14 protein-coding genes are annotated in these 13,823 nt (G+C 56.1%); 2 read left to right on the top strand and 12 right to left on the bottom strand.

Annotated elements, in window-relative coordinates; all coding sequences use genetic code 11:
• Positions 1-53 precede the first annotated feature (53 nt).
• From MOMUL_RS00700 to cdaA, 12 genes are all read right to left on the bottom strand, one after another.
• Positions 54-1,265 carry a DUF401 family protein gene (locus MOMUL_RS00700; protein WP_153018185.1) on the bottom strand — a complete coding sequence of 404 codons (1,212 nt, stop codon included), beginning with the start codon at positions 1,263-1,265 and terminating at the stop codon, positions 54-56.
• Between the two features lie 240 nt (positions 1,266-1,505).
• Complete coding sequence (locus tag MOMUL_RS17145; RefSeq protein WP_084785368.1) at positions 1,506-1,706, bottom strand: DUF6485 family protein; 201 nt, start codon at positions 1,704-1,706, stop codon at positions 1,506-1,508.
• 29 nt (positions 1,707-1,735) lie between these two features.
• The gene (locus MOMUL_RS00705; protein WP_062280242.1) at positions 1,736-2,221 is read right to left on the bottom strand and encodes a flavin reductase family protein; all 486 of its coding nucleotides are present in this window, start codon (positions 2,219-2,221) and stop codon (positions 1,736-1,738) included.
• A gap of 42 nt (positions 2,222-2,263) precedes the next feature.
• Complete coding sequence (locus tag MOMUL_RS00710) at positions 2,264-3,034, bottom strand: pseudouridine synthase (protein WP_062280245.1); 771 nt, start codon at positions 3,032-3,034, stop codon at positions 2,264-2,266.
• Positions 3,035-3,079: 45 nt separating this feature from the next.
• Entirely contained in the window at positions 3,080-4,240 is a 1,161-nt protein-coding gene (gene truD, locus MOMUL_RS00715; protein ID WP_062280248.1) for a tRNA pseudouridine(13) synthase TruD, read from the bottom strand.
• A 334-nt stretch (positions 4,241-4,574) separates the two neighbouring features.
• Positions 4,575-5,087 (bottom strand): YkgJ family cysteine cluster protein, encoded by a 513-nt coding sequence (locus MOMUL_RS00720; RefSeq protein ID WP_084785369.1) that lies wholly within the window; start codon positions 5,085-5,087, stop codon positions 4,575-4,577.
• 54 nt (positions 5,088-5,141) lie between these two features.
• Complete coding sequence (locus MOMUL_RS00725) at positions 5,142-6,563, bottom strand: ATP-binding protein (protein ID WP_062280253.1); 1,422 nt, start codon at positions 6,561-6,563, stop codon at positions 5,142-5,144.
• A 156-nt stretch (positions 6,564-6,719) separates the two neighbouring features.
• Positions 6,720-8,540 (bottom strand): glutamine--fructose-6-phosphate transaminase (isomerizing), encoded by a 1,821-nt coding sequence (gene glmS, locus MOMUL_RS00730; protein ID WP_062280256.1) that lies wholly within the window; start codon positions 8,538-8,540, stop codon positions 6,720-6,722.
• A gap of 314 nt (positions 8,541-8,854) precedes the next feature.
• Positions 8,855-9,019, bottom strand: a complete 165-nt coding sequence (locus MOMUL_RS16490; RefSeq protein WP_161484944.1) for a hypothetical protein — start codon at positions 9,017-9,019, stop codon at positions 8,855-8,857.
• Positions 9,016-10,350: a phosphoglucosamine mutase gene (glmM, locus tag MOMUL_RS00735; protein ID WP_062280259.1), complete on the bottom strand. Its 1,335-nt coding sequence runs from the start codon at positions 10,348-10,350 to the stop codon at positions 9,016-9,018. Before glmM ends, MOMUL_RS16490 begins: the two co-directional genes overlap by 4 nt.
• A 50-nt stretch (positions 10,351-10,400) precedes the next feature.
• Positions 10,401-11,366, bottom strand: a complete 966-nt coding sequence (locus MOMUL_RS00740; protein ID WP_062280262.1) for a CdaR family protein — start codon at positions 11,364-11,366, stop codon at positions 10,401-10,403.
• Between the two features lie 2 nt (positions 11,367-11,368).
• Complete coding sequence (gene cdaA, locus MOMUL_RS00745) at positions 11,369-12,202, bottom strand: diadenylate cyclase CdaA (RefSeq protein WP_106007069.1); 834 nt, start codon at positions 12,200-12,202, stop codon at positions 11,369-11,371.
• Positions 12,203-12,357: 155 nt separating this feature from the next.
• Here cdaA and MOMUL_RS00750 point away from each other — a divergent pair, with 155 nt between their 5' ends.
• Positions 12,358-13,092: a DUF881 domain-containing protein gene (locus tag MOMUL_RS00750; RefSeq protein ID WP_062280264.1), complete on the top strand. Its 735-nt coding sequence runs from the start codon at positions 12,358-12,360 to the stop codon at positions 13,090-13,092.
• On the top strand, positions 13,093-13,818 hold the full coding sequence (locus tag MOMUL_RS00755; RefSeq protein WP_062280267.1) for a DUF881 domain-containing protein: 726 nt from the start codon (positions 13,093-13,095) through the stop codon (positions 13,816-13,818).
• Positions 13,819-13,823 lie beyond the last annotated feature (5 nt).

The raw sequence follows: 13,823 nt of genomic DNA on the forward strand, positions 1-13,823 counted from the left end.
GCAATTTACCGAAAAAAAGAGGCCTTATGGCCCCTGCCCTGTTCCTGAAGGGGTCACCATACCAGATACGCGGCCATAGCTACCGCCAGGAGTGCCGCTTCCGGGCCAACCATCATCCTGAGCACCTTGCGCAGGTCGGCCTTGAAGAAGTCCACGGTGAGGGCCAGGCAGAGATGCATGGGGGTTAACATGTTCCCGGTAAAGCCGGCTATAAAAATGAATACCGCCAGGGGCAAGCTTATCTGCCCACCCACGGCAGTCATGACAATGGGAAAAGCAATCCCGACGTAGGCCACCGTCAGGCCGGTCAGCATGCCCACCAGGAAACTAATGAGGCCGAAAATCACAAATTCGGGCACAGGCAGCATTGCCAGTAAAGAAGGCAGGCCATCCACCGCCCGGGTATCTACCAGTACCTGCTTGAAGAGCATTACCCCCCACACCAGCAGGAGGGTCTTTACGGCTATTGCCTCCCGGCACAGGTGCCAGAATTTTAACGGTGTATAGCGGTGCCGCACCAGCAAGACAAGAAGCACCAGGCCGACCGCCAGGCCGACCTCCACCTGGAAAACCAGTACCAGGGCCACTACCACCAGTACCGGCAGGATGCTGAGGAAGAGTTCCCCGGCCAGGGCGTGGTGACTGGCCGGCAAGCCTTCCCTTTCTTCTCCCTCCGGCTCGATTTTTACTCGCCGCAGGGCTGGTATACCCAGTAAGATGACCAGCAGGCCATAGGGAGCCAGGGCAGCAATCAGGCGAGGTAAGGGGAGCCCGCTGAGGCGTGAGGCCAGCAAGACCCCCGGGTAAAGGGGCAGGAAGTACTCCCAGATGTGACGGTAGTAGTAGTTGATAAAGCTCTTTTCTTCGGCAGCCATGGAGGTACGCGCCGCCGCCTGCCCTACCAGGGGAGCAGAAAACAGCGCACCCCCTACCGAAGGCATCAGGCCGATAAAGGCCGGCAACATGGCCATCACTAGCCGCTGGTTACGAATAAGGCCCCGCAGCCCTAGCAGCATTTTCTCCAGGTAACCCTGCTGTCCCAGGAGGTGCTCAAAGAGCATGATGAGGGCCAGGATAACCTCCATTTCCAGGGTGACCGGGCTTTTGGTGGCCTGCCAGGCCATGCCCAGGAAAGCGACGGGACCCGTGTGGTAAAGGGCAGCCAGGAGGAGCGAACTGCCAAGCATCACCGGTCCCAGGGGCGCCTGCCGCCCCAGGAGCACCATCATTAACCCGAACACCAGCAACAGCTTGAGCCCTTCCAACGATATTCCCTTCTCTATTGTTAAGTTATCACTTATAATAATCACGCCGTAGCAATAAATCAAGGGGTATTACTCCCTGGAAGCGGGAAATTCTAGAAACCTGCTAGGGCAGCCGTGGCGGCGGAATTTTTCAGGGTACGAATTTTACCGGCTTGCAAAAAAAACAAAAGTAAAAAGACGGGGCCAACCCCCCATCTTTTCACTCTGCCTTCCCACCACGTTAGCCTCTCACTTTTGATGTTAAGCGCGACTATTGCAGGCTATAAAGCGTGCAATACTCCGATCGTAAGTTCTTTCTATTTCCGGTGGAAAAAGGCAGCCCGGCAGCTCCCCATATTTCCGGTGATAGGTTATACACTCACAGCATTTACCCTTGCGGCTGCAGGGCTCATAGGTACAGGTACACCTCTCCTTGTTGGCCTGCAGGTTGCACTGCGCCATTTTCTCACTCCTTACCGGGTCCAAACTCTTTACCGGCTCCAGCGGGCGATGTTGTGTTCATAGTAGAGAAGGGGTTTTTTATCGCCGCTGACATTGGCCGCCGCGACCTGGCCGACAACAATCACATGATCGCCGCTTTGATAGCGACCAGAGACCTTACACTCCAGGTTGGCCAGGGCGTCTTTTACCCTGGGAGTGGCAACCACCGCCGCCGGTTCGGTAGCCAGACCAAGTTCCTTAATTTTATCCACGTTCCGCCCCGAATGGGTGCCGCAGAAGACGGCAATATTCTCCTGGTCCTCGGCCAGGATGGAAAGAACAAACTCCCCGGCAGCATCCAACAGTTCCAACACATAGCGATCGGGGTGCAGGGCCACCATTACTTGGGGCGGGTTGGAGGATTCCTGGGTAAACCAGGCCACGGTGGTCAGGTCGTGATTTTCCCCTTGTTTAACGCCTACCAGTCCGCAAGGGCAGGCAATTTTACCCAGAGCGCGGGTAATATCGCTGCTCATAAAGGTTCAACTCCTTCCTGCAAAGGAAAAGTTTCCTAACGTTTATATTTTAGCTGAAAACAGGTCGGGAGGCAACGTTGGCGGGTTTATTCCCTGCAACTTGCCGATTTCTTCCGCCGTCAATTCCCGGTACTCCCCGGGTTTTAATTGTTCGTCCAGCACCAAAGGCCCCATGGCAATCCGCTTGAGATAGGTTACTTTCTTGCCTACAGCGGCAAACATACGCTTTACCTGGTGATATTTTCCTTCATAAATGGTGAGTTCAACCTCCGACTCCAATCCCTGGCGAAGAATCTTTAACTCGGCCGGCATGGTACGGTAACCGTCATCTAAGATTACCCCCTGGCGAAACGCTTCCACATCTATTTCTGTAACCATTCCACATACCACGGCATAATACGTTTTGGGCACATGTTTTTTGGGTGACAGGAGCTGATGGGCCAGCTTGCCGTCATTGGTAAGTAAAAGCAGTCCCCCGGCGTCTTTGTCTAAACGCCCTACAGGAAATGGATGAAAAGCGCGATACTGGGGAGGGAGCAGGTCAACTACTACTTTCGCAAATCTATCCTCGGTGGCGGACAGGACACCCTGCGGCTTATTTAGCATTAAATAGACATACTGTCTATACTCTAAGGGTTCGCCGTTCACCTCAATATAATCCCGGCCGGGCAAAACATGTAGTCCCGGGTCCCCGGCCGGCCTGCCGTTGACCTGCACTCTTTTTTCTTTTATCAGCTTCTTAATCTCTTTGCGCGTGCCCAACCCCATGTGGGCCAGCAGTTTATCCAGGCGCTGCCGCTCTTTTGCCGCCATTTTTCTTACCTCACCGCTGTTTCCTTACGCCGGCCATGCCAATCATCATGGCATGGTCAGCCTCTTGATAAGCATTGTCCCGTAGCTCCCCCGCGGCAGCTTGAAAAAGAGGCGCATTTTCTGCCTGCCGGGGTAAAGGTCATCAGGCTCCGCGGGCTGCAAACGAAAATCGCCGGGAAAAACTACGGCTTCCCTGGGCGTCGACTTAAAAAAGGCCTGCCGGACCTTACGCAGGTTGAAACTGCTGCGCTTGATACCTCTTTCCTCCATGATGGCCGCAAAGAGCTGCTCGGTGCTGGCATCGGGAAACTCCATGCGGCTGGCAGCCAGCGGCAAGAAAAGAGACTTCAAATAGGCAAGCTCTTTTCTTTCCAGGCGCCGGTAAAAAAGGTAGGGCCCGGCTACTCCGGGTACGGCCACAAGATCAAGCCCCAGATCCTGCAAAATCCTTCTTAAAAGCTCATTAAAGAGAAAACTCTGGTAGGCCGAAAAAAGAAGCGAAAGCTCTTCTCCGGGGATCATCTGCAAAGCCTCTATGTAAGCCTTCGGTTTCCCGGCAAGCAAGGAAAATATTCTACTCTCCATAGTGGTTTTAGCACGCGCCAGGCAGGTCGCCCAATCACCCCAGTGCTCGCGGAAAAAGAGCTTGCGTTCCCGGGCCTCTTTTTTTTCTTCCGGGTAAATACCGGTAAGGTAGATCTGCAGGCTGCCGTTATAGTGCCTTTTCAGCAGCCTTTCGGCCATGAGGCCCATCTGGCGGTCCATGCTGCCGAAACGCTGGTCGTCATAGTAATTGGGGTAGCCGAAACCCCGTACTTCATCAACCCGGCGGGTGATGCGGGATACTTCTACCGTGCCGAGGGCGCGGAGGGTGATGGCAAACTCGTTCCCCTCCAGGAGATCGGGCCCCATGGGCCGGTCCATATAGCCAATGCTCCGCAAGGAAAAGTTTTCTTCTTTAGTGGTTAAATCAGCAGCATGCTTCACCGTGACGTACTGAAAGGTATGGGCGTGCCTGTCCTTTAATCCCCCGTAAGCAAAAAGGCGGTAGGGAAGGTTATGGGCCTTTGCCAGCCGCATTAAAAGATCAATGGTATTCCAGCCCTTCTTTTCCAAAAGGTACAGCCGGTAAAGACCCTTTTCCCGGACAGGCAGGCGGGCCAGTTCCCGGACCACGAAATCCTCGGGGATCACCTTTAATTTCATTGTCTTACTCCTTATGCCTGTTTATCGCCTCCCTAAATATGTACCACAATCCCTACCGGTTTGCAAATGTGCCTGACCGAAAACAAAAGCCGGGACACCATCATGCCCGGCCCGGTATCTGGAAGCACCAGGTGAATATCATTTAGTAGTCAATAACGTTATGAGGAAGGCTCCCTGGAGGTAAAAAAACTTGTCACCAACTCTCTCCTTGTAGCTACCAGTAAAATTGCCTATGCCGAAGCAAGGGCGGCCCTGGCCCGGGGTCACCGGGAAAAAGCTCTCAAAGATGAAATATACGCCCAGGCCGTCGAAGCTCTTAAAGGCCGTTTCTGACTTAGCTATTCTTTTTCCAGCCCAACTCTTTTTTTAGTTCCTCGTAAACATGAAACACAATGGGGCAGACGGCATAATTATCAATTACTCCAATTAACCGGAAAACAAAGCCTTTTTTGTGCAAGTGAGGATAACTCCGGCAATCATCGGGACGGTATAAATATTGCGTACATAGATTGTCCTTTAGAAACGGGCAGGGTTGCTGGTTAAAAACATAATTGTTTTCAACTTTTTTTAAGTACTTCTCTTTAACTACGGAACCCGGAATACCCATCCCTTGAGTTAACCTTGTGATATCTTTATCGTGCAGAACGGGAGTGCATTCCCGGCAACAGTTGGCGCACTGTTTGCAGTCAATCTGCGAAGAAATATCTTTATATAACCTGTGTACCAGGTTATCCACTTTTTTATCCGCAATACGAGTTTTTAAGAACGAACGGAATTCCCAGTTTTCATCTTCTTTCTGTGCGGCTATCAATTTTAGCTTTTCCGGTGCAATTGCAAAAACCATCATTCCCTCACCTCAGCGGAAAGATTTTTAGAAAACGTAATCAAAGCACCTAAAGGCTCACAGATTACCATTACCATGGAATTGACAGGCTTCAATAAGCAGCAGGTCATGTCGTTCTGCCGCCATCTGATGCAGTTCCTCGCTGAAGCCGTTCCGGGCAAAGAGGGCGTAATATACTTGCGGCGGCCGCTGAAAATGTGGTACTACGGCTTTGACCTTTTGCTGGAGTTCGGAGAGTACATTTGCCCCTACCGGTTTCCCCCACCATTTACACTCACCCACTAAAATGGCCGATTCGTCCTCATTTATGGCCAGCAGATCCAATTCGTTCTGCCCGTCCCACCAGGAACCAAGGCGATAAGGATAAAAGGGTAGTTTACCACCCTGCCCCAAAAATCGTAAATGCTGCCGGCAAACCTCTTCAAAAACCGGACCAACAAAATCCGGAAAATGGGGCTTGATCCTGGTTTCCAGCACCCGTTCTGCTTCTCCCTCCTCCAGCTCGCTGCGGTTGGGATAAACGAAGCGAAACCAGAAACGTAGAAATTGATCCCGTAACCGGTAAATACCCCGGCGGCTTTTTTGCGGCTGCTTTTCCGTCACCGGCACCAGACGCTGGATTAAACCCATGTCTCTTAATATGTCCAGGTAACGAGAAGTGGCGCTGCGGTCGTGCAGGCCCGCCGCCTGGGTGATTTCATTCAAGCGGGTTTTACCATGGGCAATAGCCCTCAGTACAGCAAAATAATTGGCCGGTTCCCGCAGTTCCTGCATAAGAAGAAAACGAGGTTCTTCATAAAGGAAAGTACCCCGGCGTAACACCCGGCGGGCAATACCAGTAAAAAGATCGTTTTCATCCATAAACTCCAGCAGGTATGCCGGTACTCCACCGAGCACGGCGTAGGCTTCCACAAGCCATACGGAACCCCTTCCCGGGAAAAAGCCAGCAATATCGTGAAAATGCAGGGGCTCAATCAAATATTGCCCCGTACGCCTGCCATAAAGGGCACTTTTATACCCCAGAACCTCCCTTTCCATCACGCCTACATAAGAACCACACAAAATACATAATATCCTGGTATTCCTCAATTCTTCGTCCCAAACTTTCTGCAAAATGGAAGGAATACTAGGATTGGTTTCCATAAGATAGGGAAATTCATCCAGGACCACAATAAGCTGCTCCTGCCGGGCCAGCCCACCCATAAAACGGAAGGCAGCCTCCCAAGAAGGAAAGGAAAAACCCGTTTCTGCCTGTCCGTAAGCCCGCTCCCACAGTCGTTGCGAAAAAGCGGCCAGCTGCTCCCGGTCAGGCGCCAGGTCGGCCACAAAAAAGACGTGTTTTTTCTCCCGGCAAAAAAACCTAAGCAGTTCCGTTTTCCCAACCCGCCGGCGGCCGTATAACACCAGCAGCTGGGCACGACCGCTTTTATAAACTTCCTCCAGCCAGTTTAATTCTGTTTGGCGGTTTACAAAAACCATTTTAGTACCTCGCATCATTAGTCTAATCATAATTATACTATGTTGGCAACATGAATTCAAAGGAAAAGGCCCTCTTCCCAATCTGGAAAGAGAGCCCTTTTTCTTGGCAAGAAGAACCAAGGTCAACACATCTAGCTAGCAGAATTATTTATCTTACTACTCCACCGTCACGCTCTTGGCCAGGTTGCGCGGCTTGTCGACGTCGCAGCCGCGGGCGACGGCGGTGTAGTAGGCTAGCAGCTGCAGGGGCACTACCGTCACCACCGGCGCCAGCAGGGACGGTACAGGCGGCAGGTAGAGGACGGCGTCGGCCTCGGCGGCTACCGCTGTGTTGCCTTCCTGGGTCAGGGCCAGCACCCAGGCGCCCCGGGCCTTGACTTCCTTGATATTGCTGAGCATCTTCTCCAGGAGTTCCGCCTGGGTGGCCAGGGCCACCACTGGCGTGCCTTCTTCGATCAAGGCTAGGGTGCCGTGCTTTAATTCCCCGGCCGCGTAAGCCTCGGCATGGAGGTAGGAGATCTCCTTCAGCTTCAAGGCCCCTTCTAGGGAGACGGGGTAATCCAGGCCGCGGCCGATGAAAAAGGCGTGTTCGTGGGCAGCCATGCGGCCGGCCAGCTCGCGTATCCGGGGCTCCAGCTTTAATACTTCCTCCACGCGGCCCGGCAATTCCTTGAGGCCCCGGGCCAGCCCGGGTGCCCAGGGAGCCTCGCCGCGCCTTTCTCCCAGGTACAGGGCCAGGAGATAGAGGGCCCCCACCTGGGTTAAATAAGCCTTGGTGGAGGCTACGGCAATTTCCGGCCCTGCCCAGGTGTAGATAATGTGATCTGCCTCCCGGGCTACCGAACTGCCGACCACATTGGTAATGGCCAGCACCGGTGCCCCGGCTTTCTTAGCCTCCCGCAGGCTGGCCAGGGTGTCGGCCGTTTCCCCGGACTGGCTGATGACCAGGCCCAGGGTGCGTTCGTTGAGAACCGGCTCCCGGTAACGAAATTCCGAAGCGACGTCGTCTTCCACCGGCAGGCGCAGCAATTTCTCGAAGATATACTTGCCGACCATGCCGGCGTAATGGGCCGTACCGCAGGCAATGATGGCGACTTTCTCCAGGGCCGCCGCTTCTTCCGGCGTGAAGTTAGCGCCTTCCAGGCGCACCCGGCCGTCACCCTGCAGGCGGCCCGCCAGGGTATCCCTTAAAGCCCGCGGCTGCTCGTGGATCTCTTTCAGCATGAAGTGGGCATAGCCGCCCTTTTCCGCCGCCTGGAGGTCCCAGGCCACATGGAAAACTTCCTTGGCCCGCTTGGTACCCTGGGCATCATAGACATTTACTCCTTCGGGCCTGATCCAGGCAACCTCGCCGTTTTCCAGGATGTAAGTATCACGGGTGTAGGGCAACAGGGCCGGTATATCCGAAGCCAGGTAGGTCTCGCCGTTGGATAGGCCGATAATGAGGGGGCTGTCCTGGCGTACCCCCACCAGCTCCTGGGGGTGGTAGGCGCTGGCCACGGCCAGGGCATAGGAGCCGCGTAAGTTAGGCAGCATCTTGAGGACTGCCTGGAGCAGGTCACCTTCATAAAATTGTTCCACCAGGTGGGCCAGGACTTCCGTATCCGTCTCGGAAATAAAGCGGTGACCGGCGGCCACAAGCTGCTCACGCAGTTCCTGGTAGTTTTCAATGATGCCGTTGTGGACGACGGCAAACTTGCCCGTGCAGTCCAGATGGGGATGGGCGTTGACGTCGGACGGCCGGCCGTGGGTGGCCCAGCGGGTGTGGCCGATGCCTACCCGGGCCCCGTTAAGATTGCCATTGAGACGGCTCTTCAGGACATGGAGCTTACCCGCGCTCTTTTCTACTACCAACCCCCCGCCGTTCAATACCGCTATACCGGCAGAATCATAACCCCGGTATTCCAGCCTTTCCAGTCCCTGAACCAATATAGGGACCGCCGGGCGCGGGCCCAGATAACCAACGATACCGCACATATAGAGCTCACTCTCCCTGTATTTTTTTAACCAGGGAGAGATAAAGGGTTACCCGGCGCCCTTTGTCCCCGGGATTACTCCCGGGTTTTGTAGCGCCTTTGACGGTCGTAACCAGACCGGGGGGCACCCGCCGATGCCTCGATCAACCCCCGCCTCGTCAACCCTCCGGCACCCGCCTGCCTGGATGGCCCTCCTGGCTCACCCGGGCATAAACGGCGGGCCGGCTGGTCCCGGCGCTTGCCTTTGTCCTGATTCCTTTATCTCTCCCCTTTAACCTGCTGTATAACCCGGACCTCCTGCGGCCCGGGTAAAAATCACCCCCTTTCCCCGGAACGGATTTCCTTATGCCCCGGCGCCACCAGGTAGTAACGGCGGTGATAAGCCGGTTTAAAACCGCCTGGTCCTTTCGTGCCCTGGTGCTGCCGGGTAACAGCGGCGGCATCCGGCAGTTCCTGCGCTCCTTTGCCGGCAGGGCTCACAACCCGGCGGCAGCCCGCTGCAGGCAGGCCATAATGGCCTCCAGCTCTTCCCTGTCCGGGCCTTCTAACATGAGACGGATAATGGGTTCTGTTCCCGAAGGCCTGACCAGGACCCGCCCCCGGCCCGCCAGCTGCTCCCGGGCCGCCGCCACGGCTGCCAGGAGGGCCGGGCTGGCCATGGCGGCCTCTTTATCCGTCACCGTTACGTTGACCAGCAGCTGGGGCAAGTGCGGCATGGCTGCCGCCAGCTGCGACAGGGGCCGGCCGGTGGCGGCCATAACCTGCAACAGTTGCACCCCGGTAAGCAGGCCGTCGCCGGTGGTATTGTGCTCCAACAGGATAATGTGGCCCGACTGCTCGCCGCCCAGGACGGCACCCGTCCGCAGCATCTCCTCCAGGACATAGCGGTCGCCGACCCGGGTCTGGTGCACCCGCAGGCCCGCTGCCGTGAGGGCCTGGTGGAGGCCGAAGTTGCTCATGACCGTCACCACTACCTGGCCGCCGGGCAGGCCTCCCTGCTCCTGGCGGTACAGGGCCAGGATGGTCATGATGGCATCGCCATCGACCACCTGCCCCTTTTCATCCACGGCAATCACCCGGTCGGCGTCACCGTCAAAGGCCAGGCCCACAACGGCCCCCCGGGCGACAACCTCAGCCTGGAGAACCTCCGGGTGGGTGGAACCGCACCCGACGTTTATATTAGTCCCATCGGGGGTATTATGCAAGAGGTAAATTTCCGCCCCCAGGCGCTGGAAAACCGCCGGCGCGACCCGGCAGGCGGCACCATAGGCGCAGTCCAGCACCACCCGCAGGCCGGCCAGGCCCCGCCCGGCGGTACTGCAGATATGGGCAATGTAGCGCTCGGCAGCCTCCTCCAGCTCCTGCACCCGCCCCAGCTCCACGCCAACCGGCCGGGGCAGGTTATCTTCCGCTTCCAGGACCAGCCGTTCAATCTCTTCTTCCACCGGGTCAGGCAGTTTGTGCCCGCTGGCGCTGAAGAATTTAATACCGTTGTCCGCCACGGGGTTGTGGGACGCCGAGATCACTACGCCGGCATCGGCTTCCAGGGCCCGGGTCAACCAGGCTACCGCCGGGGTAGGCACCACCCCTACCTTCAGGACGTCACCCCCGACAGAACAAATGCCGGCCACCAGGGCGGCTTCCAGCATATCGCCGGAAATACGCGTGTCCCGGCCCACCACCACCCTGGCCCGGCCTTCCGGCCCCGCCAGGACGGCAGCGCCGGCGCGTCCCAGGCGAAAGGCTAACTCCGGGGTAAGGCCGGCGTTGGCCACCCCGCGGACTCCGTCAGTACCGAATAACTTTGCCATGCTCTCACCTGTTTACTGCATTATATGTTCTTGCTGGAAAATCGCTACTGTCACGGCGTGCTGCTAGGATTGGCAGCCCCTCCGCCAGGGTCGCTAGCCTTGCCTATCTCCACTACCACCCTTACCCGCGGGAAGCTGCTGACCTGTACGCCAGCCGGTATTTCCAGGTTCGTCTCCGCCGTAACATTCTTCGTAGCCCCGGCAATATTAATTGGGGCCGTATTGATATAATCCAGGGCCGCTAAATGGTTGTAGGAAGCAAAGACCTCCACCACTTCCGGCTGGAGAATTACCCGCTGGACGGCATAGCCTTTGGCCGGCTCGCCTGCCAGCTGGGGACGCACCGCCAGGAACTTGCTGGGCATGTCCTGGACTACAGGTACAAATGTTTCTACCACTTCCGGGGAGACGGTTAACCATTCCTGCAAAGGACGACCCTCCCGGTCAGCCAGCTTTACCGGCAGCTGGGCCAGGAAGTTGCCGCTGGCCTGGTCGATTTTGGCCTCCACATAGACCCGGCCGATGCTTTTCAGGGTTTCAGCAGAACCGGAAACAACTACCTGGGAAGGCTTGATGACCGGTTCCAGCGCCCGGTAGCCGCTGGCCGGCGTGCCCAGGAGGTTCACCTGGACCGGCAGCTGTACCTGCTCAATTTTATCTAGTTTTATCGTCACCTGGGAAGGGTTCACGTGAATTACATTTATCCCTTCCGGCACCTCGACCCGGACGGGTAAAAGATTATCACCGACTTTAGCCTCCCGCAGGCTGACATAGGCATGGACGTCCCTGGACAGCAAAGTATTTACCGCGGCCTTGCGCCCCTCCACCCGCACCTGGACTTCCGCCGGGCGGTCGGCAACCACCAGGCCCTCCCTCAAGTTTTCTGTTTCCAGGGGGACCCGGACCACCTTTTCCCCGGTGGGGTTCTGCTCGCCGGTTACATACATCCAGAGAATAATGGCCAAAGCGACTGCCAGCAGGCGGTAAATCCAATCGTGGCGAAAATGCTCCCGCATTCTTACGACCTCCAGGGCCAGAAGAAAGTACTGTGGTTAACCTGCGGTAATAATAAACTCTGGAGGAGTTCCTTCAGGTTTTTCTCATCCAGGAAGCGGGTCAGCTTCCCCCCCTCGGCAACGGAAATGGCGCCCGTTTCTTCCGAGACCACCAGGACCACGGCGTCGGATATTTCACTGATGCCCAAAGCCGCCCGGTGCCTGGTCCCCAGCTGCTTGCTTAAATAGGGGCTTTCGGAAAGGGGTAGAAAACAGCCGGCGGCTACCACCCGGTCCCCCCGGATAATGGCTGCCCCGTCGTGGAAGGGCGTCAGGGGTACGAAGATATTGATTAACAGCTCGGCGGAAACGACGCCGTCGACGCGAATGCCCGTCTCGATATAGTCATTGAGGCCCGTCTCCCGCTCGACAACTATCAGGGCGCCGGTACGGTTTTTAGCCAGCACCTGGGCGGCCCGCACCAGCTCATTAATAAGCTTTTCCATATCTTCGGCGCCCAGGACCGTCAAGGGACGGGCAAAAAACTTGCCCCGGCCCAGCTGTTCCAGGGCCCGCCTCAGTTCCGGCTGGAAGACTACCGGCAGGGCCACGACAATCACCAGGCGCAACTGGCTCAAAAGCCAGTTGATGGTGGTCAGGTGCAGGCGCTCGGCAATGACCGAGGCTACCACCAGCACCACCAGTCCCTTGATCAGCTGGACGGCCCGTGTACCCCTGATGAGCATGATGAATTTATAAATGACAAAGGCGACGATGCTGATATCAAGGATTATCCGCAGAAGGTCAATTATGTTTAACGATAACAAGTAGCGCCACAGGGCCGCCAAACCAGTCACCCCAAATTTTCCCGCCGGCTTTAGTTAGTATATGAAGGTCCAGTCACTTCATTCGACAGGTAGAGGCTAAATCCCTTCTTTTTATGGCTGCCCGTTTTTACTAGTTGCCACCGGGCAAGACTTCATATAAAATAGCGCTAAAGGAGGAGTCCCTGGTGCGTAAAATTTATCTTTCCCTGCTCCTCATCAGCCTTTTTTCCGGGCTCCTGGTAGCCTGGCAGTGGCGTTCCCACCAGGCCACCGCGGCTATAGAACGAAAGGATCCCGAACTCATTGATATTATTCATTCCCTGGAAAAAGAAGACGCCTCCCTGGAAAATACCATCGCCGACCTGCGCAGCCAGATTGAAGCCCTCCAGAAGGATCGCGCCCAAGGAAAGGGCCGGCTGGCCCAGCTGCAGCAGGAAATAGAAGCCCTGAAACTGGCTGCCGGCCTAACTCCCGTGACGGGACCGGGGATAACCGTTACCCTGGATGATAATAACGCCGGCGCCCAGGCGGCTAAAAACAGTTCACCGGCAACCTACAATCCGGAAGATTATATAATTCATGATAAGAATGTCCTCTACCTGGTCAATGAATTAAAGGCTGCCGGCGCCGAAGCTATTGCCGTCAACGGCCAGCGGATTGTCACCAGCTCGGACATCCGTTGCGTCGGCACCGTCATCCTGGTGAATTCCACCCGCCTGGCCCCGCCTTACGAGGTTCAGGCCATCGGCAACCCCGATAGCCTGGAGGCAGCCATTCAAAAGGCTGTTGACTTTTCTTACTTAAAAAGCCGCGACTTCCCGGTCAAGGTAACCAAATCCCAGAACCTGACCCTTCCCGCGTATAAAGGCGGTTTCTCCCAGGACTACGTCCGGCTGGTTAAAGCAGGGGGGCAGCAATAAATGCGAGGCAAATACTGGCCTGTTTCCCTGGCCATTGTTTTCTTAATCCTGGGTTTACTTTTATCGCTCCAGTTTCGTACCCAGCGGCTGCTGGCCAGCTCCCTGGAAGCCCAGAAAACCGAAGACCTGGTGGCCATGTGGAAAAATTTGAGCAGCAAGCGCAGCCAGCTCCAGGATGAGATTGCCCAGCTCCAGCAGCAGCTCTTCACCCTTAAGACCGGTTCCGGCCAGGATAGTGACGCCGAAACGGCTCTGGAAAAAGAGCTGGCCCGCCTGCAGGTAAGCACCGGCCTTAGTCCTGTCAAAGGCCCGGGGATTACGGTTACCATTACTGGCGACGCCCCTCTTCTCTATGAGGATCTGGTGGACATCGTTAACGAACTCTGGGCTTCAGGAGCCGAGGCCATCGCCATCAACGACCACCGCATCGGCGCCTTCACTGCCATTGCCGATAAAGAAGAGGGGTCGCGGGTTTACATCACCATCGACGGTCAGAAGCTCCTCTATCCCATTGTCATCAAAGCCATCGGTGACCCCCATACCCTGGAAAAGGGTTTAACCTTCACCGGCGGGCTGATCGAGAACCTCAACAACATGTTCAATATTTACCCCGACATTAAAAAAGAGCAGGACCTGCAGCTGCCTGGAACTTCCCTGCCCCGCTGGCAGTATGCTAAACCCCTGCCCCCTGATAAACAAGCGCCAAAGCAAAGCCAGGCAAAATAAAAAGC

This window comes from Moorella mulderi DSM 14980 (assembly GCF_001594015.1).
Lineage (GTDB): Bacteria > Bacillota > DSM-521 > Neomoorellales > Neomoorellaceae > Neomoorella > Neomoorella mulderi.